The organism is Cupriavidus sp. C2SS-8b, assembly GCF_057073745.1.
Map to the genome: position 1 here is coordinate 2,556,512 of NZ_CP172717.1, position 20,914 is coordinate 2,577,425.

Sequence of the window (20,914 nt, forward strand, 5' to 3'; positions counted from 1 at the left end):
ATGCCAGCGCGTATGGAGCGAGACATGAAGGACAGGCAATACCCCACCGCTGCCCCCACGCAGGTCTACCTGTTTGCGACCTGCCTGGTCGACTTGTTCGTGCCACAGGCCGGCCTCGACGCCGTGCGGCTGCTGGAGCGCGAAGGGCTGACCGTACATTTTCCGCGCGCGCAGAGCTGCTGCGGGCAACCGGCCTACAGCAGCGGCAATCCCGACCAGGCCCGCGACGTCGCGCGCGCGCAGCTGGACCTGTTCAGCGAGCCGTGGCCGGTCATCGTCCCATCCGGCTCCTGCGCCGGCATGATGCGGCACCACTGGCCGCAGCTGTTTGCCGATGACCCCATCGCCGGGCCCAAGGCCCGCGCGCTGGCCGAGCGCATCTACGAACTCACCGAATTCCTGCTGCACGTGCTCAAGGTCGACTTCGGCCACGCGCTGCCGGGCGGTCAGGCCGAGCGAATCGTGCTGCATACCTCGTGCGGCGCCCGTCGAGAAATGGGTACGCGCGCCCATGGCGTGGCAGTGGTCGATGCCCTGCCCGGCGTGACGCGCGTGGAACATGAACGCGAATCCGAGTGCTGCGGCTTTGGCGGCACGTTCTCGCTCAAGCATCCGGATATCTCCGGCGCGATGGTGCGCGACAAGGTCGCCTCCGCCTGCGCCACGGGCTGCAACCGGCTGGTGTCCGCCGATTGCGGCTGCCTGCTCAATATCGGCCACACCGCCACGCATGACGGCGCGCCGCTGGAGGTCGAGCACCTGGCCAGCTTCTTGTGGCGCCGCACCGGAGGGGCAGCATGACCGCACTCACCGCACGCGAACGCATGCTGGGCCGGCTGCGTGCCGCCGCGCCGGCAACTAGTGCCACCACCACCGCGCAGATCGATGGCCGCATCGACGCGCACTACGCCGCATGCGCACCCATTGCAGATGGATTCGAGGCACGCGTTGCATCGATGCAGGCTGCACTGGAAGCCTCGCACGCCGAGGTCTGGTGCGTGACCGCTGCGGCCTGGCCCGCGCTGCTCGCGGACAAGCTCGCGCAGGCCGGTGTGCGGCGCCTGCTGCTGGACCCATCGCAAACCGCCGGCGCAGCGCTGAAGCAAGCCTTGCCGCCGCAGGTCGAAGCCATCGGCTATGACCGCCCGATCGAGCAATGGAAAGCCGAGCTGTTCGACAGCGTCGATGCCGGCTTCACGGTCGCGCGCTCCGGCATTGCCGCCACCGGCACGCTGATCCTGGCGCCCGATGCGGGCTCGCCGCGCACGGTGTCGCTGGTGCCGCCGCTGCATGTGGCGCTGGTGCATGCCTCCACGCTGCATGCCGACCTGCACACGGCCGCGCGCACCGAACGCTGGCGCGATGGCATGCCCACGAACCTCGTCATGGTGTCGGGCCCGTCCAAGACGTCCGATATCCAGCAAACCCTGGCCTATGGCGCGCATGGTCCGCGCCGGATGTGGGTCGTCATCGTCGATGACATCGACGCAGGGAGCCAGGCATGAGCGAAAGCACGCTGCACTTCGTCCCGTCACAGGACTTCAAGACGCGCGCCCGCGAGGCGCTGGACGACCCCAAGCTGCGCAAGAGCTTTCGCGGCGCGATGGATTTTTTGCAGGGTAAGCGCCTGGCGCAGTTCCCGGATGCCGATGAGCTGGAGCACCTGCGCGACCTGGGCGAGGCGATCCGCCAGCACGCGCTGGCCAACTTGCCCGACCTGCTGGTGCAGCTTGAAAGCAACCTGACCGCTGCCGGCGTGCAGGTGCACTGGGCCGAGACCGCCGACGAGGCCAACGCGATCATCCATCGCATTGCCCAAGCGAAGCAGGCAAAGCGCGTGATCAAGGGCAAGTCGATGGCCAGCGAGGAAATCGAGCTGAACCATTACCTGGCCGAGCGCGGCGTGGACTGCATCGAGTCGGACATGGGCGAGTACATCGTCCAGCTGGCCGGCGAAAAGCCCTCGCACATCGTCATGCCGGCGATCCACAAGACCAAGGGCGATATCGCCACGCTGTTCGAGCAGCACATCCCCGACACGCCTTATACGGAAGACGTGGACGCGCTGATCCAGACCGGTCGCCGTGCCTTGCGCCAGGCGTTTGTCGAGGCGGATATCGGCCTGTCCGGCGTGAACTTCGCGGCGGCGGATACGGGCACGCTGTGGCTGGTGGAGAACGAGGGCAACGGGCGCCTGTCGACCACGGTGCCGGACGTGCATATCGCCATCATGGGCATGGAGAAGGTGGTGGCGCGGCTAGAACACATCGTGCCGCTGTCGAGCCTGCTGACGCGTTCGGCTACGGGGCAGGCCATCACGACCTACTTCAATCTGATCTCGGGCCCGCGCCGCGAAGGGGAGCGCGATGGCCCACGCGAAGTACACCTGGTGCTGCTCGACAACGGGCGCACGCAGGCCTATGCCGACGAGCAGCTGCGCGCGACGCTGCAGTGCATTCGCTGTGGCGCCTGCATGAACCATTGCCCGGTCTATACGCGCATTGGCGGCCATGCGTATGGCACGACGTATCCGGGGCCGATCGGCAAGATCATCTCGCCGCATCTGCTGGGACTGGAAGCGACTGCGGACCTGCCCACGGCATCGAGCCTGTGCGGCGCATGCGGAGAGGTCTGCCCGGTGCGCATCCCGATTCCGCAACTGCTGGTGCGCCTGCGCACGGAAGCGAATCGCAACCCCGAGGAACAGGTGGCGCATCCGCTGCGTGGACAGGGCGCCAAGTTCAGCCGCGGCGAACACCTGATCTGGCGCTTCTGGAGCGGGGCGTTCTCGCATCCGAAGGCTTATCGCATGTTCCGTTGGGCGGCTACGCGCTTGCGTGCGCTGACGCCGGCGAAGCAGATGGGGTGGACGCAGCACCGGACGCCACTGACGCCTGCGGCGCGGAGTCTGTCGGATTTGCTGAAAGACAAGGGGCAGCCGGAGTAGGGACTGCTGCAGGCCTGCAACGAGGCCGACTGTGTGCCCCCTCTCCCGCTTGCGGGAGAGGGTTGGGGAGAGGGCCTGCGCGTCCACGAAGCGATGCGCTATCGCATAGCAACGGCCTGCCCTCTCCCCCAGCCCCTCTCCCGCTAGCGGGAGAGCGGAGCAAACCAGCGATGCGTCGGCGCGCACGCGTTTGCCCACAACAACAAAGATCGACCGAAACACCAATGAAGTAGGAGACCGAGCATGCAACCCTGGACCCAAATCTATACACCGCTGGGCAGCCTATGGCTGTCCTCCCTGGCGGCGGCCATTCCCATCCTGTTCTTCTTCGTGGCCCTGGCGCTGTTTCGCCTGAAGGGCCATGTGGCCGCGGCGGTGACGCTGCTGCTTTCGCTCGGCGTGGCGATCATCGCCTATGGCATGCCGGCGCAGCAGGCGCTGGCGGCGGCGGGCTTCGGCTTTGCCTACGGCCTGTGGCCGATTGCGTGGATCATCGTGACCGCGGTGTTCCTCTACAAGATCGTGGTCAAGACCGGACAGTTCGACGTGATCCGCGCGTCCGTGCTGTCGATCACCGACGACCAGCGCCTGCAGATGCTGCTGATCGGCTTTGCCTTCGGCGCGTTCCTGGAAGGCGCGGCCGGCTTCGGCGCACCGGTGGCCATCACCGCCGCGCTGCTGGTGGGCCTTGGCTTCAATCCGCTCTATGCGGCGGGCCTCTGCCTGATCGCCAATACCGCGCCGGTGGCCTTCGGCGCAATGGGCATTCCCATCATCGTGGCCGGGCAGGTGACGGGCATCGACGCGATGCACATCGGCGCGATGGCGGGCCGCCAGCTGCCGCTGCTGTCGCTGATGGTGCCGTTCTGGCTGGTGTTCATGATGGACGGCGCCAAGGGCGTGCGCGAAACGTGGCCGGCCGCGCTGGTGACCGGTGCCAGCTTTGCCGTGACGCAGTACTTCACGTCGAACCATATCGGGCCCGAGCTGCCGGACATTACCTCGGCGCTGGTGAGCCTGGTATCGCTGGCGGCGTTCCTGAAGGTGTGGAAGCCGCGCAGCGCTTCGCAGCGCGCGGGCGGCAATGCGGGTGGCAACGGGGGTGGCAATATCCGCGGCGGCACCATGGCGATGTCGGCGTTTGGTGGCGGCGGCTTCAGCAACGGCGTGCAGAACGGCGGCAACCGCAAGTCCCCGTACACCGCTGCGCAGACGATCCGCGCGTGGGCGCCGTTCGGCATCCTGACGGCCATCGTCACGGTGTGGAGCCTGCAGCCGTTCAAGGCGCTGTTCGCCGGCAATGGCGCGCTGGCCGGCACGGTGCTGAAGTTCAAGGTACCGGGGCTGGACCAGCTGGTGGTCAAGGCCGCGCCGATCGTGGCATCGCCCAAGCCGTATGAAGCCGTGCTCAAGCTCGACCTGCTGTCGGCCGTGGGCACCGCCATCCTGCTGACCGCGCTGATCTCGGCCGTGCTGCTGCGCATGAAGCCGCGCGAGCTGGTGTCGACCTTCGGAGAAACGGTGGTGGAACTGGGCCGCCCGATCCTGTCGATCGGCCTGGTGCTGGCATTTGCGTTCGTGGCCAATTACTCGGGCATGTCCTCGACGCTTGCGCTGCTGCTCGCGGGCACCGGCGCAGCGTTCCCGTTCTTCTCGCCGTTCCTGGGCTGGCTCGGCGTGTTCCTGACGGGCTCGGACACGTCGTCGAACGCGTTGTTCTGCTCGCTGCAGAACACCACGGCGCACCAGATCGGCGTGTCGGACACGCTGCTGGTAGCCGCCAACACCACGGGCGGCGTGACGGCCAAGATGATCTCGCCGCAATCGATCGCGGTGGCGTGCGCGGCGACGGGGCTGGTGGGCAAGGAGTCGGAACTGTTCCGCTTCACGGTCAAGCACAGCCTGCTGTTCGCGGTGATCATCGGCATCATCACGGTGGTGCAGGCATATGTGCTGCCCGGAATGATCCCGGGTTAAGCTCCTCCGGGGCTACAGGCGGGTTTCGTCGCATCCGACGATGCCTGCCCGCAACGTCGCCTCTTAGCATGATCTGATCCGCCCGCCGCCAAGAGCGGGCGCCTTATCCTCAAAGGAGACAGATCATGGCTTTCACCCCATTTGACCTTACCGGCAAGGTGGCGCTCGTCACCGGCGGCAATGGCGGCATCGGCCTCGGCATGGCCGAGGGCCTGGCCCAGGCAGGTGCCGATGTCGCGATCTGGGGCACCAACGCGCAGAAGAATGCCGCCGCTGCCGAGCGGCTGGCGCAGTATGGGCGCAAGGTCCATACGGCACTCTGCGATGTCAGCAACGAATCTTCCGTCGCCGCGGCCATGGATGGCACGCTGGCCGCGCTGGGTCGTCTCGACGGCTGTTTCGCCAATGCGGGCGTTTCAGCGCGTGGCACACGCTTCGAAGAAATGGGTACGGAAGACTGGCATCGCGTGTTGCGGGTCAACCTTGACGGCGCGTTTTTTACGCTGCGCGCGGCGGCGCGGCAGTTGCTCGCGCAGGGGAATGGGGGCGTGCTGGTTGGCACGGCCTCTGTTGCTGCCATCGAGGGCGCGGCGCGCAACGAACACTACGCGGCGACCAAGGGCGGGCTGATTTCCATGATGCGCGGGCTTTCGGTGGAATACGCGCGGCATGGCATTCGGGCGCATTCCGTGCTGCCGGGATGGATCAAGACTGAAATGACCAGCAATGCGCAGGCCAATGCGACGTTCCAGGAAATGGTCGGCAAACGCGTGCCGATGCGGCGCTGGGGCGAGGGCTCTGACTTCGCGGGGATTGCGGTGTATTTGATGAGTTCAGCGTCGGGGTATCACACAGGGGATACGTTCGTCATCGACGGCGGGTATACGTTGTTCTGAGAGGCTATCGCGCGAGCCAGGTCGCCAATGACAACTCGCGTGGCGAAAAATGCCATGACAGCTGTGGCGGCGAGCCGACCGGATCGCTGCTATTTGCTACTTCAAGAGTGTCCTGGCGATGCGCATCTGCTTGTTTTCGAAGGCAGGCGCGAAGTCTTCCACCAAGGCGCGCGCGCCACCGGCGCCGGAAGCAGCGCATCCTTTTTAGCGCTCACATATGAGCGAAATTCCCACTTTAAACCTCATATGTGAGCGGTAAACTATTGTGAGATGGGAACCCGCGTCACATCGCTTTGGCGGCTGGCCCGACAGGGTCAAACACTATCGGGGCTCTTCTCGCTGTCCAAGAATCGATCCCCTTCCGTCAGCGGCGCAAACCGATACGTCGCAGGTGTCCGGCTCAGCTTCACGGGCGCTCCCAAGCCGCGATAGCCGCCTTCCATCTCCACCACCATCTCGCGATGCACGGTATGCGGATGCTGCAAGGCATCCGGCACCGACAACACCGGCGCGCACGGCACGCCGGCAGCGACAAGGGTATCGGCCAGCACCTTGCCGTCCCTCTCGCGCATCTGCGCTTCCAGCTCGGCCTTCAGGGCGACGCGATTCACCGAACGCGCACCGGCCGTGGCATAGCGCTCGTCATCCGCCAACGCAGGCACTTGCAGGAACTCGCACAGGATGCGGAACTGCCGGTCATTGCCCACGGCGAGGAAGATCGGATCCGTGCCCGTGGCGACCGTGTCATACGGATAGATATTCGGATGAGCATTGCCGGTCCGCACCGGCGTCTTGCCATTCATGAACCAGTTCGCCGCATGCGGATGCAGCAGCGACAGGCCAGAGTCATACAGCGCCGCTTCGACGAACTGCCCGCGCCCGCTGCGCTCGCGTTCCTGCAGCGCCAGCAGCACGCCTAGCGCGGCATTCATGCCCGTCACCATGTCGACCACCGGCAGCCCGACGCGCAAGGCATCGCCATCGGCCTCGCCGTTGATGCTCATGAGGCCAGCCATGGCCTGCACCGCGGCGTCATAGCCAGGGAGACCCCCGAGCGGACCATCCGCGCCAAAGCCCGAGACCCGGCAATGCACGAGCCGCGGGAAGCGCGCCGACAACGTGTCAAAGCCAAGCCCCCATTTCTCCATGGTGCCGGTCTTGAAGTTTTCCACCAGCACGTCCGCGTCTTCGAGCAGCGCGAGCAGCACGCTGCGGTCCGTATCGGCCGTGAGATCCAGCTTCATCACGCGCTTGTTGCGGTTCAGGCCGAAGTAGTACGACGCCACGCCGTCCTTGAACGGGGGGCCCCAGGTACGCGTGTCGTCGCCCTGCGGCGGTTCGATCTTCAGCACGTCGGCGCCGTGGTCACCGAGGATCTGCCCGCAATACGGGCCGCCCAGGATGCGCGACAGGTCCACCACGCGGATGCCGGCCAGCGCGCCCGTCTTGGATTGCGTCATGACATCGCTCCCGGTCAGTCGAGTTGCGCGCCGGACTTCTGCACGACCGTGTGCCACTTGCTGACCTCGGACTTGACGAAACTGCCGAGCTGCTCGGGCGTGGTGGACGGTGCGAACTCCAGGCCTTGCGCCAGCAGCGTCTTGCGTACCTCGGGCTTCTGCAGCGCCTCGGCGAAAGCGTGGTTCAGCTTGGCGATCACCGGCGCGGGCGTGCCGGCCGGGGCGACGACGCCGAAGAACACGGATACGTCGAAACCGGCCACGCCCTGCTCGGCGACCGTCGGCACGTCAGGCAGCGCCTGCGAGCGCGCCTTGGTGGTCACGCCCAGCGCGCGCACCTTGCCGCTCTTGATGAACGGCAGCGCGGTCAGCACGTCGGTGAAGGTCATGCTGACCTGGCCGCCCAGGAGGTCATTGAGCGCAGGGCCGGTGCCCTTGTAGGGCACGTGCTGGAAGTCGGTGCCGGCCAGGTTGTTGAACAGCACGCCGGCCAGGTGCGACGACGCACCGTTGCCCGACGAGGCATAGCTGAGCTTGCCCGGATGCGCCTTGCCATAGGCAATCAGCTCGCTGACGTTCTTGGCCGGCACGCTCGGGTTGACCACCAGCACGTTCGGCAGCTGGCCGATCTGGATCACGGGCGCGAAGCTCTTGACCGGGTCGTAGTTGATCTTGCGATAGAGGCTCACGTTGATGGCCAGCGGCGCCGAGGTGCCGAACATCAGCGTGTAGCCGTCGGGCTCGGCGCGCGCCACGGCTTCGGCGCCGATATTGCCGCCGGCGCCCGCGCGGTTCTCGACCACCACGGTCTGGCCCAGGCTGGTCTTGAGGGCCGCGGCCAGCGTGCGCGCCATGGCATCGGTGGGACCGCCCGGCGGGTAGGTCACGACCATCATGATCGGCTTGGAAGGGTAGTCCTTCTGCGCGAAGGCGGGGGTGGCGCTGACGCAGAGCGTGCAGGCGGCGATGGCCGCGATACGGTGCCAGAGTTGCATGGCTTGTCTCCTGGTATGGGTCGTCTCGCATTGCCCTCGGGGATGTCGGGCGATGCGATGGACGGCACCGTTTTGCGGTGCCGCCGGGGGCTGGGTACTTCGGAAATTCAGAAAATGGTCAGAACACGTTGACCTCGTCCACCGCGCCGGCGGCGCGCACGACGCCATCAACCGGCGGCGCGACGGTTTCGGCCAGCCATTCCGGCTCGGCCTGCGCGGACAGCGGGTCTTGCGGCAGCACGCGGTGGCGCAGCACCAGTTGCGCCAGCCGCATGCGGCGCACCGAACCGATCTGGCCGGCTTCCCAGGCCATCGCTACGGCCGTGGTCACGTGATAGAGGGCGGAGGCCGCCTGGCGGGCCAGCAGGTCGCCCTCGGCGCCGGCTTCGGCCGCGCTCGCGGCAAAGGCGGCGGCGCGCTCGATGGCGGATTCAAAGGTGGCGCGGGCGGTGGCATGCAGCGGCGTGTCGGCCAGCAGGCCGGCCAGGTGCGCACGCAGCGCCGGCAAGGAGCCTTCGCGGCGGATAGCGCGCAGGACGTCCAGCGCGACGATATTGCTGGTGCCTTCCCAGATCGAGCCGAGGTGGGCGTCGCGCACCAGGCGCGGGTCGCTCCATTCCTCGATATAGCCGCAGCCGCCGCGGATCTCCATGGCATCGCCGGTCACCTTGCGGGCGTCACGGCAGGCGCGGAACTTGGTCAGCGGCGTCAGGATGCGCATGAGCGGGTAAGCGTCCGCTTCGCCGGCATCGGCGCGGCGCAGCGCTTCGGCGGTCTGGAACACCATGGTGCGCGCCTGCTCGGTCGGCAGCGTCAGCTTGAGCAGCTGGCGGCGCATCAGCGGCATGTCTTCCAGGCGCTTGCCGAAGGCCTTGCGCTCGCGGGCGATAAACAGGCCCTCGGTCAGCGCGCGGCGCATCAGGCCGGCGGCGCGCACGCCGTTGGACAGGCGCGAGTTGTTGATCATGTCCGCCATCTGCACGAAGCCGCGGCCCAGTTCGCCGACCAGGTACGCGCTGGCGCCTTCCAGGCGGATCTCGCCGCTGGCCATCGAGCGCGTGCCGAGCTTGTCCTTGAGGCGGATGATGCGGTAGCGGTTGTCGCTGCCATCGGCCAGCTTGCGCGGCAGCAGGAACAGCGACACGCCCTTGTGGCCGGGCACGGCGTTGCCGGCCTCGTCCTCGACACGCGCCAGCACCATGGCCAGCCCGGCGTCGGGGTTGGAGCAGAACCACTTGTCGCCAATCAGGCGCCAGCCGCCTTCGGCCTCCGGGTCGCGCACGGCTCGCGTGGCGGTGGCGGCCACGTCGGAGCCGGCGCCTTGCTCGGTCATGAACATCGCGCCCTGGAACAGGTCTTCAAACACCTGCGTGGTCAGGTTGGGCATAAAGCGCTCGACCAGCGCCGGATCGCCGAACTTGCGCAGCGTGCGCGTGAGCGAGTCCGTCATCGACAGCGGGCAGCACAGGCCGAACTCGGCCTGTACCAGCATATACGTGAGTGCGTACTTAGCCGCCGGCGGCATCGGCTTGTCCCAGCCGAACACACCGGCGCGATGCGACACCGCGGCCAGGCCGAACTCGGAGAACGCCACGCGCTCCAGTTCCACGTAGGCGGGATGCTTGTGCACCAGCTGCTGGTCGATGCCGCTGCGGGTGCGGTGCGTTAGCGTGGGCGGGTTCTGGTCGGCGAGCATGGCCAGCTCGTCCAGCACTCCACCGGCCAGTTCGCCCATGCGCTCCAGGTGGGGCTGCAGCACGTTCAGCAGGTCCGCCGGCAGGTACAGCGGCAGCAGCGCGCGCAGTTCCGGGTCGGCGGTATAGAGACTGCCGCCCTGGCGGTCGGGCACCGGGTGTTCGGCCTGCGGGGCCACCGATTGGGCGTGGGCTTGGGGTGCGGCCGGGGGTGCGGTATAGCGCACAGCACTGGTCATGAAGGTCTCCTGGGATTGGCCTGGCCCGCCTTCCGCCCTGCTGGCTTGCCGGCGCGCGGACCTGTGTGCACCCATTATTGGATTCCCATGGATTCGCGTCTAATTCTAAAATTGGCTCGATCAATATGTTTTTTATATCGCCATGGAATTCCGACACCTGCGCTACTTCCTGGTCCTCGCCGAGGAGCTGCACTTCGGCCGCGCGGCGAAGCGCCTGTCCATCTCGCAGCCGCCGCTGTCGCTCAATATCCAGCAGCTGGAGGCCTCGGTCGGCGCAAAGCTGTTCGAGCGCGACAGCCGGGGCGTGCGGCTGACGGCGGCCGGGCGGGCCTTCCGCGAATCGGCCACCGCACTGCTGGCGCAGGCCGAAGCGGCCCGCGTGCTGGCGCGCGACATCGAGGCTGGCGCGGTCGGGCGGCTGCGCGTGGGCTTTGTCGGGTCGATGCTGTACCGGGGCCTGCCGCAGTACCTGCGCGACTTCCAGGCGAGCTTCCCGGGCATCCAGGTGGCGCTGACCGAGCTCAACTCGCAGGAACAGATCGACGCCCTGCTGCACAACGAACTCGACGCCGGCTTCGTCCACACGGGGCGCCTGCCGGACGAGTTGAGCGCGGTGCTGGTCCACCGCGAGCCCTTTGTCTGCTGCCTGCCGCAGGACCATGCGCTGGCGGCGCAGGCCGACGTGGCACTGGCCGACCTGCGCGCAGAACCCTTCGTGCTGTTCTCGCGCAAGGCTTCGCCCGACTATTACAGCCGGATCTTCGAAATGTGCGCGGCATGCGGCTTCTATCCGCAGATCCGGCACGAGGTGCGCCACTGGCTGTCGGTGGTGTCGCTGGTGTCGCAGGGGATGGGCGTGGCCGTCGTGCCGGCCGCCCTGGCAAGATCCGGCATGGCCGGGGCAGCGTTCCGGCCGCTCGCGGATGCGGCGGGGGTGCCGTCGGAGGTCTACTGCGCATGGAAGGCTGCGCCTGACCATCCGGCCCGGGATCATTTCGTGGCGATGGTGCGGACGGCCACGGCCGGGCTGACCTGAACGGATCCGAATCCACAAAGAAAAAGCCACCGGTCCAGAGACAGGTGGCTGTGAAGTACGCGTGGAACGGGGTGTTCAGCGTGATTGCAGCTTACATGCCGGACTTTGTCGCACCAATAACACAAATGTAGTAATCGAAGCCGCCTCCGCCGTTCGGAACATGACGCCAGAGCCCCGTGATTTCTCGGGCGCCCCATTCCCCCGCCCGCGCGCCGCGCGGAAGCCTCCCGCCGTGTCGATTTCAGTCCCACCCTTTGCCACTACGCGGCATTCTGTGCTATCCACTCGCCTTGCCTGTCGCGCCTTGCGCCGACATGATGCTCCAATTGAGATACAATGAAAACGATTTTCATTTACGTACCCTGGCGGGATCGCGCCGTCCGCGCGGCGGTCGGCCGCGCCTTCGGACTGGAAGCATGATGCAGTTGTCTGAACTTCCACGGCGCACGCCCGCCGTAGTGCAATCGGTGGCCGACGCCACGCCCGGTGACCCGGTGGCGCGCCGCCTGCGCGAACTCGGCTTTGTCCCTGGCGAGGTGGTGCAAGTGATCGCATTCGGCCCTTTCGGCATGGATCCACTCGTGGCGCAGGTCGGCTTCACGCGCTTCGCGCTGCGCCGTTCCGAGGCCGCACGCATCGGCGTCGAAGTCGTCAGCGCCACCGTTACCAGCATTGCTGCGGCCAGCGAGGCCGCCGGCCAGCCTGATACCAAGGCGGCTCAACGCTCCGCCTGAGCTTCTTCCCGACTATGTCTGCAGCTCCCTCTTCTTCCGGCTTGCCTTCTGCATTGCGCATTGCACTGGTGGGCAATCCCAACTGCGGCAAGACCGCGTTGTTCAACCGCCTGACCGGCAGCCGCCAGAAGGTGGCGAACTATGCCGGCGTGACGGTGGAACGCAAGGAAGGCTTCTTCGTTTCGCCGGCTGGCAGGCAGATCCGCATCCTGGACCTGCCGGGCGCGTACAGCCTGCACGCGGCCAGCCTCGACGAGGCCATCACACGCGACATCTGCATGGGCAAGCGCCCGGGCGAGCCGAAGCCCGACCTGCTGGTCTCGGTCGTCGACGCCACCAACCTGCGCCTGCACCTGCGCTTCGTGCTGGAGCTGCGCCGGCTGGGCCTGCCCATGGTGGTGGTGCTCAATATGAGCGATGCGGCGGCGCGGCGCGGCATCCATATCGACCGCGACAAGCTCGCGGCCACGCTCGGCGTACCCGTCGTGGAGACCGTGGCGATCAAGCGCGAAGGCGCCGCGGCGCTGCTCGGCGTGCTCGATGGCACGCTGCCGCCCGCGCCGCCGGCGCTGCCGCCGGCCGATGACCTCGACGTGCATGCCGAGGTCAACCGGCTGCTGCAGGCCGCGGTGTCGATGCCCGCGCGCACCGCCGCGCTGGACGACCAGCTTGACCGCATCGTGCTGCATCCGGTGCTGGGCCTGCTGCTGCTGGCCGTGCTGCTGTTCCTGATGTTCCAGGCCGTGTTCTCGTGGGCCGCGCCGCTGATGGACGGCCTCGAAGGCGGGGTGCACTGGATCGGCGAGATGATCGGCGCACAACTGCCCGACGGCATGCTCAAAAGCCTGCTGGTGGACGGCCTGATCGCTGGCCTGGGCAGTGTGATCGTGTTCCTGCCGCAGATCCTGATCCTGTTCCTGTTCATCCTGACGCTCGAAGAGTCCGGCTACCTGCCGCGCGCGGCCTTCCTGCTGGACCGGCTGATGATGGGCGCCGGGCTGTCGGGCCGCTCCTTCATTCCGCTGTTGTCGAGCTTCGCTTGCGCGATCCCCGGCATCATGGCCACGCGGACCATCCAGGACCCGCGCGACCGGCTCACCACCATCCTGGTGGCGCCGCTGATGACGTGCTCGGCGCGCTTGCCCGTCTATGCGCTGCTGATCGGCGCATTCATCCCGCAACGCACGGTGATGGGGCTGTTCAACCTGCAGGGGCTGGTGCTGTTCGCGCTGTACGTGGCGGGCATCGTCAGCGCGCTGGCGGTGGCCTACGCGCTCAAGTATTTCCGCCGCGACCGCACCGACCATCCGCTGCTGATGGAACTGCCGTCGTACCGCATTCCGAACCCGCGCGACGTGGCGCTGGGGCTGTGGGAGCGTGCCCGTATCTTCCTGGCGCGCGTCGGCAAGGTGATCCTGGCGCTGACCGTGCTGCTGTGGTTCCTGGCCACGTTCCCGGCACCGCCGGCGGGCGCGACGGGGCCGGCCATCGACTACAGCTTCGCGGGCATGATCGGCAAGGCGCTCGAGCATGTATTCGCGCCGGTGGGCTTCAACTGGCAGATCTGCATTGCGCTGGTGCCGGGGCTGGCGGCGCGCGAGGTGGCCGTGGGCGCGCTGGCAACGGTCTACGCGCTGTCCGGCAGCGATGACGCCGTGACGGCGCAGCTGGCCCCGATGATCGCGCAGCAGTGGTCGCTGGCCACCGCGCTTGCCCTGCTGGCCTGGTACGTGTTCGCGCCGCAGTGCATCTCCACGCTGGCGGTGATCCGCCGCGAGACCAACTCGTGGAAGGTGATGGCGGCGTCGGCCGCCTACCTGGCCGGCCTGGGCTACCTGGCCGCGTTCATCACCTACCGCGTCGCCCTGCTGTTCAGCTGACGCCATGAGCCTCTACCACGCCGTCGAATCCCTGCTGGTCCCGCTGATCGTGCTGGCCTGCGCGGTGTCAGTGGCGGCCCGCTACGCGCCGCGCACGCGCGAACGCCTGAAGGCCGGACTGGCCGCGCGCCTCGGCGGCCCGGCGGCCACCGGCTGGCGCGCACGGCTGGTGCGCCGGCTGGCCCCGCAGGCCGCGGCCGGCTGCGCCAGCGGCTGCGACGACGGCGGCTGCAACACCTGCGCCTCCAATTCCGCGAGCCCCCGGGGCATGCCGGACAAACCCGCCGAACAAGTCATTCAGCTGGTACGCAAGCGCTGATTCGGGCGCTCTGGCGCGCGTTTCTCTCCTTCGGATCGCTACGCAGAAACGGGTACGCTCGCACCCTTTTGCCGCCTTCGCGACCACTCTCCCGCCTTTCGTGACATGCCCTATGGGGCCCATATCGCACGCCTGTCGAGGCGATGGATCCTTTGCGCCCATGCACGCAGAAACGGGTACGCTTGCGGCGCCGCGCAGGGCAACTTCGCTCGATCTTCTGTTCCGCAAGCACGCAAAAGCGCACGCGCGATGCCATTGGAAATGCGCCGCGATGATAGTCTCGCGAGCACGCAGAAACGGGTACGCTCGACCACCCTGCGCATCGAATAGCCGGGCCGGAAAAGCAGAACGCCCTCCTGCGGAGGGCGCTCGGGACCGCGGGACAACACGCCCGCGTTGAGGGCTACTTGACGGTACCGACCAGCTTCACCGTCATGAGCTTGCCGTCCGCAACGTTGGTGCAGCTGACGGTCAGCGTGAAGTCGCCGGTGGCCGTCGGTGACACGTTGCGCTGGTTATCACCGCTACCCGGCGACAGCGTGACCGGTCCGTTGGCGACCCAGGTCCAGCCCGTGCAGGCCGTCGAAGGCTGGTCATTGCCGAAGTTCTTCAGGCCCACGGTGACCGGGATGGGGATGCCGATCATCGTCAGCGTCAGCGGTTGCTGGACGTCAGGCATCAGCGCCCACTCGGGGTTCTCCACAACGCTAAGGCTAGCCGTTGGCTTCGCCGCCAGCTTGGTGCTGACCGCGGTGACCGTGAGCGTGCCCTGCACCGGACCGGCGCCCTTGGCCAGGCTGGTGCTGACCGTCACGTCATGCGTACCCGCGGCTTCCGCGGCGGACAGGCTCGACGATGTCGGCACATAGGTCCAGGCCCCGTCGAAGTCCGCGGTCACATCCTGGTCGTCGTTGCGCAGCACGCGGGCGGTGAAGCTGGCCGGATAGGTGCTGAGCACCTGCAGCGCATTGACCGGGTCGCCGTTGTGCGTAGTGACCACGCGGTACGTCGCCGTGCCATTCTTCTGCACCGTGACGAAGATCACGCCGCCGAGCGGGCGGCCATCCGGCGCCGTCACCGACACCGACACGTTGGCCGTGGCGGCAGCGGTGGTGGAACTGTTGCTGGCCTTCAGCGTTGCACTGTTCAGCGCCGGCGTGACCTGTACCGCGGTGCCGCTGCTGGTCCACGCCCAGCCGCTTCCGTTCGCCGACACGTCGTTGCCGTTGTTGTCGACCAGCGATACCTTGACCGGCAGCGTCTGCCCATCGGTCATCGACAATGAGGTATTCGGGACCGACAGGCTATAGGTCGTGGCCGAGGCCGGCACCACGGTGATGGTCGCCGACTGCGCCGGCAGTTGCACGGTGGAGTTGTCGGCGGCCTTGACCGTGGCCACTACCTGCACGGTGGTCGTACCGGGATTGACGCCGGTCACCACCGCGCCGCCGACCGTAGCCGTGCTGCCCACGACCGAGGCCACGGCGTTGTCGGCCGAGGTCCAGGCGAAGCTGGTGGACGCGGTCACGTCGTTGCCGCTGTTGTCGACGGCCACCGCGCTGAGGGTCAGCGTGCGGCCGACGCCGACTTCGGCCGAGGTCACGTTCAGTTTTGCCGTATAGCTGACGGCGGGCGTCGCCGTGGGCGTGGTGCTGCTGCCCGAGCTTCCGCCTCCGCCCCCGCACGCCGCGACGAGAAGTGTCGCCGCCGCGCACACGAGCCCGCCAAGCCAGGTCCTTGCCGTCATGATTCCTCCCCGTTTGCCGTTTGCTTTTTCCCGCGCTACCAGACTAGGCGCAATGGCTGCGCCGCTGTACCGGCCAGACGATTGAGCGCCGGCGTACATAATCGACAAGGCCTAATCCTTTCGCCGAGCCCGCGCTAGCCGCGACGCGCACGGTGCGATGGATGGCTACGCGCGGGACAGACATCCCATCCCTTTGGCTCAGAGGACATTCCCGCATGCGACGCACTGCGACGATCCGTGACGCGCGGTCTCGATCGTGACAATCGGTTGGGAACAGATCGGAAGGAAGGTGCGGCAGCGCAGGACAGGCAAAGAAAACCGGTGTGCCCCGCCCCCACGGGACACACCCGGAAAGACGTCCTTGCGGACGCCCACGACATGCCTGGAACCGGCCGCGACTGCGGCCATGACGCAAAGGTTAAGGCGAGCCCCGCGGCCGCGCCACGAATAAATCCGCATGTATTTAGAAGCCGTGCTGTGTGCCGCGGGGCCGCGCTGTGGCGCCATCGCTACGACCCTACTTCCGATAGGGTCTCCCTTGTCTTCGGTCAATGTCCTGTCCCGGCTGCTCGGCCAAACTGGCTCCCGATTTCTTACCAGACCAAAGCAAAAAGCCATGAACAAGATCTCTCTCCGGACCCGGGTCGCTCGCACCACCAGCACCGCCATCGCCGCACTTGCCATGTTCGGCGCCGTTTCCGCGCCCGCCTTCGCCGCCGATGGCGAAACCCAGGGCAACTGGATGGTTCGCCTGCGCGCGACTTACCTGGACATGGCCGACAAGTCGGATGCCATTCCGGCACTGGGCGTACCGTCGGACGCGATCACGGTCAACAACAAGTGGATCCCCGAACTCGACGTCACCTACTTCTTCACACGCAACATCGCCGCTGAACTGGTGCTGACCGTGCCGCAGAAGCAGGACGTCTACCTGAATGGCAACAAGATCGGCACCTTCAAGCACCTGCCGCCCACGCTGCTGGTGCAGTACCACTTCCTGCCGGAAGGCACCTTCCGTCCGTACGTCGGCGCGGGCCTGAACTTCACGCGCATCTGGGGCACCGACATCGCCAACAATACGCTGCAGCTGGACAACTGGAGCGTGGCACCGGCCCTGCAGATCGGCATGGACTACAAGCTGACCAAGAACTGGTTCCTGAATGCCGACGTCAAGAAGGTCTGGCTGGCCAGCAACGTGAAGGCCGGCGGCGTCAATGTCTCCAAGGTCAACCTGGATCCGTGGCTGTTCAGCATGGGTGTGGGTTACCGGTTCTGATCCGGGGTTTGCCCCAAGGAAAAAAGGCCAGCGCTTCAGGCGCTGGCTTTTTTTTTTGGTTCTTCGGCGAATTGCGGGGACGTCGTGCTTGACAGGCGCTGCTGTTTCGCCGGCGTAGCCGGCGACTCACTTTCTTGTCCAAGCGACAAGAAAGTAAGCAAAGAAACGCGTCGCTTGCCCTAACGGGCGAATATTGATCGTAGTGTGCTGAGGGTGTTGTACGGGTACTCGCTTCAGAGTCTGCCCGGCTGCCTGCCGCGTGGTGCGCGTCCGTATGCAGGCTCTCCAACAATGATTGAACCAGCCCCGAACCTGTCCGTGGCCCGACACTGCGAGCGATATCGCATCATCGCCTTCGGCTGCTGCGCGGCTCAGTAGTTGGCAGGCGGGACGACATCAACGGCGCAGAGGCCGGTGCTTCCCTTTCCCCTCTGCCATTCCCCTTCGGTTTTCACCGAGTGCGCGCAGCGCAGCCGTAGGCGTCCTACCGATGGCGGGGTTAGGAGGAGCCACCAAGTAATCCGGGTTCGCTCATCTGAGGTGTCTATCCTGATCATCTACGCGGCAGGCAGTGTGGCTATGCCCTGTACCGTCTTTACCCATCGGGCCGTTCGTCGACCACGTAAACGCGCTTCTTGGTGACTTCTTGTCGCTTGGACAAGAAGATACTCGCCGGCTACGCCGGCGAAACAGCGGCGCCAGCCAAGCACGCCGTCCCCGCAATCTAAGAACTTTTTTGGGTTCACCGGCCGCCAATTCAGCGAAACGCCGGCTCGTCAAAGCTCCGCAACTTGCGCGAATGCAGCTGTTCAACGCCGTTCTCGCGCAAAATGCGCACCGCTTCCAGGCCGATGGTCATATGCTGGCTGACCCGCTGGCGATAGAACGCATTGGCCATGCCGCGCAGCTTGAGCTCGCCGTGCAACGGCTTGTCCGACACGCACAGCAAGGTGCCATAGGGCACGCGCAGGCGGAAGCCGTTGGCCGCCACAGTCGCGCTTTCCATGTCGATGGCGATCGCGCGCGACTGGTTGAAGCGCGCATACAGCGCCTTCGATTTCAGCTCCCAGTTGCGGTCGTCGGTGGACACCACCGTACCCGTGCGCATGCGCGTCTTCATCTCGCCGCCCGACAGCCCGGTAATGCGCGCCACCGCTTCCTGCAGCGCCACCTGGATCTCCGCGATCGGCGGCACCGGCACCCACGGCGGCAGGTCATGGTCGAGCACGTGGTCGTCACGCACATAGGCGTGGGCGAGCACGTAATCGCCAAGCTGCTGCGAGCGCCGCAGGCCGCCGCAATGGCCCACCATCATCCAGCAGTGCGGACGCAGCACGGCCAGGTGGTCGGTCATGGTCTTGGCATTTGACGGGCCCACGCCGATGTTGACCAGCGTCACGCCGAGCTTGTCGTCGCGCACCAGGTGATAGGCCGGCATCTGCGGCAGCGCACGCGGGCGGTCGGCGTCGTCGGGCTCGGCCGCGCCAAGCTCCTGCACCACGTCGCCGGGCTCGACAAAGCGCGCGTACCCGCCGCCGTCGCTGCTGGCCATCAGCGAGCGGCCGAGCGCGATAAATTCGTCGACGTAGCGCTGGTAGTTGGTGAACAGCACGAAGCGCTGGAAATGCTGGGGCGCGGTGCCGGTGTAGTGGTACAGGCGCTGCAAGGCCAGGTCCACGCGCTCGGCCGGGAACAGCGACAGCGGCCACGCTTCGCCGGGCACCGGCTCGAACGTGCCATTGGCAATGGCATCGTCGATGCGGCTCAGCTCCGGCAGCACGAACGACACTTCGAGTTCGCGCGCCTGGGTGTAGCTGATGTCGGTGGTGGAAGCTTCGATCACGAACGGCAGCGGAATCGGCCTGCGGCTCAGGCCCACCACCACGGGCACGCGGTGGTAGCGCATCAGCCGTTCGATCTGGTCGCGGTAGTAATCGGCGAGCAGGTCCGGGCGCGTCACCGTGGTGCCATAGACCCCGGGATAGGCCACCGTGCCCCATGATGGCCGGCTGTCGGTCACCATGGTTTCGATGTTCACGGAGATGCCCAGGTACGGGTAGCACGCGTGGGCCGCCGAGGGCAGCGGCTTGCCCGTGGCGAACGCATCGAAGCGCGCGCGCACCGCGCTCACCGAAGCGTTGTAGATCTCGCGGATCCGGGCCAGCGCCGCGTCGGCGTCGGAGAACTCAGCCAACTGATCGGCCGGGTGGGCAGAAGAGAAGATGGGGGCGTTCATGCCAGCCATCATACCGCGCGGCAGCGCCAGCGGCGCGGCCACCGCGTGCGTGCGGTGGCAAATTGACGTGCCTGCCCCCGCTCGCTACACTCCGCCAATTGCGCGGCCGGGCTTCCCGTGCCGTACTCGACTCGCGGCGCCCCTGGCAGGGGGCTGCGATGGGCCGTACATGCGTTTGCTAGGGGAGCCGCCGATGGAAATCCGTAATCTGTTGCCTGGAGAGGTCGAAGCCGCCAGGCAGCTACTGATCGCCAACGGCTGGAACAACCGCGTAGGCAGCGCCGAACGCTTCGCCCGCCTGGTCGCAAATTCGCAGCATGTGGCCGTGGCCGTCGACAAGGGTGAAATCGTCGGCTTCGCGCGCGCGCTTTGCGATGACGTCTCCGATGGCTTCCTGTCGATGGTCGTCGTCGCACCCAGCCATCGCCGCCAGGGCATCGGCCGGGCGCTGGTGCGCCAGGTCATGGGCAACGATCCCGACATCATCTGGGTCCTGCGCGCCGCGCGCTCGTCCGAAGCGGCGTTCTTCGGCCAGCTCGGCTTCACGCCGTCAATGGTAGCGATGGAACGCCGCCGGCCCTGAGCCTGTCGCCGCCATTGGCGGCAACCAGCCTACTGCACGCCCATCTTCCTGCGCATCTCCTCCACGCTGCCGATCTGGCGGAACAGCGGCCCGCCGGGCGCGAACTTGTCCGCGCTGGCCAGCGGCCCCACCACCACCGGTTCAAACCCCGCATCACGCACGAGCTGCTCCGCCACGCGCAGCGCGGCCGGGTCATCGCCGGCAATCGGCACCGCGATGCGTTCGCCCTCGCGATGGTGTTCCCTGGCGAAGTTGGCCGCGCCCATGAAGTTGAACGCGCGCACCACGCGCGCACCCGCGAGGTACTTGCTCGTGGTGATGCCGATGCCGTTGCGCTGCGCCTCCTCGGCCATGGCGCCGTCCTTGGGGACGATGGCATTGGTCGCGTCCAGAACGATCTTGCCCCGCCAGGCGCCGGGGTTCTCCTGGCCGAGTTCGGGCAGCGCCTTGTAAGGGGTCGCCAGGAACAGCACGTCCGAGAATGCAATGGCGTCGGCGACCGTGCCCGCGCGCGCCAGCGGGCCCAGCGCATCGACCAGCGCCTTCAGCGACTCGGGATGGCGCGAGGAGAACAACACCGGATGGCCCGATTTCACCCACAGGCCGCCGACGGTCCCGCCTATCCGCCCCGACCCGATCACGCCGATCCTGACCGGCTGCCCGCCACCGCTTCCACCGCTTCCAACGCTGCCCACGCCGCCTTGCGCGCAGGCGCCCAGGCCGAGCATGGCGAGGGCAGCGGCGCCAAGCAGGCGGCGGCGGTCGTGATCGACATCGGTTGCGGTGATCGGCATGGGCGGTTCCTCCTGTTCGCGAGACGGGACGCAAGACGCGGCCCGCGCGCAACCCCGGGCCCACCTGAAAACTCTAGGCAAAAAACAGCGGGCCCACCGCC

The 20,914-nt window shown here is 66.9% G+C and carries 17 protein-coding genes; 11 read left to right on the forward strand and 6 right to left on the reverse strand.

All coding sequences use genetic code 11. The features are described from left to right. The first annotated feature begins 24 nt into the window (after window positions 1–24). From ACIGJB_RS28510 to ACIGJB_RS28530, 5 genes are all read left to right on the forward strand, one after another. Window positions 25–801 (forward strand): (Fe-S)-binding protein, encoded by a 777-nt coding sequence (locus ACIGJB_RS28510; protein ID WP_483733290.1) that lies wholly within the window; start codon window positions 25–27, stop codon window positions 799–801. Beyond that, a complete protein-coding gene (locus ACIGJB_RS28515) occupies window positions 798–1,505 on the forward strand; it encodes a LutC/YkgG family protein (RefSeq protein WP_483733291.1) in 708 nt (235 codons plus the stop codon). Before ACIGJB_RS28510 ends, ACIGJB_RS28515 begins: the two co-directional genes overlap by 4 nt. Next, on the forward strand, window positions 1,502–2,947 hold the full coding sequence (locus tag ACIGJB_RS28520; protein WP_483733292.1) for a LutB/LldF family L-lactate oxidation iron-sulfur protein: 1,446 nt from the start codon (window positions 1,502–1,504) through the stop codon (window positions 2,945–2,947). The genes ACIGJB_RS28515 and ACIGJB_RS28520 overlap by 4 nt, the downstream gene beginning before the upstream one ends. Before the next feature lie 243 nt (window positions 2,948–3,190). Further along, window positions 3,191–4,924, forward strand: coding sequence for a lactate permease LctP family transporter (locus ACIGJB_RS28525; protein WP_483733293.1), 1,734 nt, complete (start codon window positions 3,191–3,193; stop codon window positions 4,922–4,924). Between the two features lie 125 nt (window positions 4,925–5,049). Further along, a complete protein-coding gene (locus tag ACIGJB_RS28530) occupies window positions 5,050–5,820 on the forward strand; it encodes an SDR family NAD(P)-dependent oxidoreductase (RefSeq protein WP_483733294.1) in 771 nt (256 codons plus the stop codon). 314 nt (window positions 5,821–6,134) lie between these two features. Here the strand turns inward: ACIGJB_RS28530 and ACIGJB_RS28535 are convergent, their stop codons facing one another. From ACIGJB_RS28535 to ACIGJB_RS28545, 3 genes are all read right to left on the reverse strand, one after another. After that, complete coding sequence (locus ACIGJB_RS28535; RefSeq protein ID WP_483733295.1) at window positions 6,135–7,280, reverse strand: CaiB/BaiF CoA transferase family protein; 1,146 nt, start codon at window positions 7,278–7,280, stop codon at window positions 6,135–6,137. 14 nt (window positions 7,281–7,294) lie between these two features. Continuing rightward, window positions 7,295–8,275 (reverse strand): Bug family tripartite tricarboxylate transporter substrate binding protein, encoded by a 981-nt coding sequence (locus ACIGJB_RS28540; protein ID WP_483733296.1) that lies wholly within the window; start codon window positions 8,273–8,275, stop codon window positions 7,295–7,297. A gap of 118 nt (window positions 8,276–8,393) precedes the next feature. Beyond that, complete coding sequence (locus tag ACIGJB_RS28545) at window positions 8,394–10,208, reverse strand: acyl-CoA dehydrogenase family protein (RefSeq protein WP_483733297.1); 1,815 nt, start codon at window positions 10,206–10,208, stop codon at window positions 8,394–8,396. Between the two features lie 142 nt (window positions 10,209–10,350). On the opposite strand from ACIGJB_RS28545, the gene ACIGJB_RS28550 reads away from it, so the two are divergent. The 4 genes from ACIGJB_RS28550 (at window position 10,351) to ACIGJB_RS28565 (ending at window position 14,177) form a co-directional block, all read left to right on the forward strand. Then, entirely contained in the window at window positions 10,351–11,244 is an 894-nt protein-coding gene (locus ACIGJB_RS28550) for a LysR family transcriptional regulator (RefSeq protein WP_483733298.1), read from the forward strand. Window positions 11,245–11,663: 419 nt separating this feature from the next. After that, on the forward strand, window positions 11,664–11,978 hold the full coding sequence (locus ACIGJB_RS28555) for a FeoA family protein (protein WP_483734688.1): 315 nt from the start codon (window positions 11,664–11,666) through the stop codon (window positions 11,976–11,978). Window positions 11,979–11,992: 14 nt separating this feature from the next. Further along, window positions 11,993–13,858: a ferrous iron transport protein B gene (gene feoB / locus ACIGJB_RS28560; protein ID WP_483733299.1), complete on the forward strand. Its 1,866-nt coding sequence runs from the start codon at window positions 11,993–11,995 to the stop codon at window positions 13,856–13,858. A 4-nt stretch (window positions 13,859–13,862) separates the two neighbouring features. Further along, window positions 13,863–14,177 carry a DUF6587 family protein gene (locus tag ACIGJB_RS28565; RefSeq protein ID WP_483733300.1) on the forward strand — a complete coding sequence of 105 codons (315 nt, stop codon included), beginning with the start codon at window positions 13,863–13,865 and terminating at the stop codon, window positions 14,175–14,177. Window positions 14,178–14,580: 403 nt separating this feature from the next. Here ACIGJB_RS28565 and ACIGJB_RS28570 read toward each other — a convergent pair whose 3' ends face one another. After that, on the reverse strand, window positions 14,581–15,924 hold the full coding sequence (locus ACIGJB_RS28570; RefSeq protein ID WP_483733301.1) for a hypothetical protein: 1,344 nt from the start codon (window positions 15,922–15,924) through the stop codon (window positions 14,581–14,583). A 616-nt stretch (window positions 15,925–16,540) separates the two neighbouring features. Between ACIGJB_RS28570 and ACIGJB_RS28575 the strand changes: the two genes are divergently transcribed. Further along, entirely contained in the window at window positions 16,541–17,200 is a 660-nt protein-coding gene (locus ACIGJB_RS28575) for an OmpW/AlkL family protein (RefSeq protein ID WP_483733302.1), read from the forward strand. Window positions 17,201–17,957: 757 nt separating this feature from the next. Here the strand turns inward: ACIGJB_RS28575 and ACIGJB_RS28580 are convergent. After that, complete coding sequence (locus tag ACIGJB_RS28580) at window positions 17,958–19,445, reverse strand: AMP nucleosidase (protein WP_483734689.1); 1,488 nt, start codon at window positions 19,443–19,445, stop codon at window positions 17,958–17,960. 184 nt (window positions 19,446–19,629) lie between these two features. Here ACIGJB_RS28580 and ACIGJB_RS28585 point away from each other — a divergent pair, with 184 nt between their 5' ends. Beyond that, entirely contained in the window at window positions 19,630–20,019 is a 390-nt protein-coding gene (locus ACIGJB_RS28585) for a GNAT family N-acetyltransferase (RefSeq protein WP_483712739.1), read from the forward strand. 29 nt (window positions 20,020–20,048) lie between these two features. Here the strand turns inward: ACIGJB_RS28585 and ACIGJB_RS28590 are convergent, their stop codons facing one another. Beyond that, window positions 20,049–20,813 (reverse strand): NADPH-dependent F420 reductase, encoded by a 765-nt coding sequence (locus tag ACIGJB_RS28590; protein ID WP_483733303.1) that lies wholly within the window; start codon window positions 20,811–20,813, stop codon window positions 20,049–20,051. Window positions 20,814–20,914: the final 101 nt, after the last annotated feature.

Coding starts and splice junctions, on each gene's coding strand:
- ACIGJB_RS28510 (WP_483733290.1), top strand. CDS start 25: ATGAAGGACAGGCAATACCCCACCGCTGCCCCCACGCAGGTCTACCTG.
- ACIGJB_RS28515 (WP_483733291.1), top strand. CDS start 798: ATGACCGCACTCACCGCACGCGAACGCATGCTGGGCCGGCTGCGTGCC.
- ACIGJB_RS28520 (WP_483733292.1), top strand. CDS start 1,502: ATGAGCGAAAGCACGCTGCACTTCGTCCCGTCACAGGACTTCAAGACG.
- ACIGJB_RS28525 (WP_483733293.1), top strand. CDS start 3,191: ATGCAACCCTGGACCCAAATCTATACACCGCTGGGCAGCCTATGGCTG.
- ACIGJB_RS28530 (WP_483733294.1), top strand. CDS start 5,050: ATGGCTTTCACCCCATTTGACCTTACCGGCAAGGTGGCGCTCGTCACC.
- ACIGJB_RS28535 (WP_483733295.1), bottom strand. CDS start 7,280: ATGACGCAATCCAAGACGGGCGCGCTGGCCGGCATCCGCGTGGTGGAC.
- ACIGJB_RS28540 (WP_483733296.1), bottom strand. CDS start 8,275: ATGCAACTCTGGCACCGTATCGCGGCCATCGCCGCCTGCACGCTCTGC.
- ACIGJB_RS28545 (WP_483733297.1), bottom strand. CDS start 10,208: ATGACCAGTGCTGTGCGCTATACCGCACCCCCGGCCGCACCCCAAGCC.
- ACIGJB_RS28550 (WP_483733298.1), top strand. CDS start 10,351: ATGGAATTCCGACACCTGCGCTACTTCCTGGTCCTCGCCGAGGAGCTG.
- ACIGJB_RS28555 (WP_483734688.1), top strand. CDS start 11,664: ATGCAGTTGTCTGAACTTCCACGGCGCACGCCCGCCGTAGTGCAATCG.
- feoB (WP_483733299.1), top strand. CDS start 11,993: ATGTCTGCAGCTCCCTCTTCTTCCGGCTTGCCTTCTGCATTGCGCATT.
- ACIGJB_RS28565 (WP_483733300.1), top strand. CDS start 13,863: ATGAGCCTCTACCACGCCGTCGAATCCCTGCTGGTCCCGCTGATCGTG.
- ACIGJB_RS28570 (WP_483733301.1), bottom strand. CDS start 15,924: ATGACGGCAAGGACCTGGCTTGGCGGGCTCGTGTGCGCGGCGGCGACA.
- ACIGJB_RS28575 (WP_483733302.1), top strand. CDS start 16,541: ATGAACAAGATCTCTCTCCGGACCCGGGTCGCTCGCACCACCAGCACC.
- ACIGJB_RS28580 (WP_483734689.1), bottom strand. CDS start 19,445: ATGGCTGGCATGAACGCCCCCATCTTCTCTTCTGCCCACCCGGCCGAT.
- ACIGJB_RS28585 (WP_483712739.1), top strand. CDS start 19,630: ATGGAAATCCGTAATCTGTTGCCTGGAGAGGTCGAAGCCGCCAGGCAG.
- ACIGJB_RS28590 (WP_483733303.1), bottom strand. CDS start 20,813: ATGCCGATCACCGCAACCGATGTCGATCACGACCGCCGCCGCCTGCTT.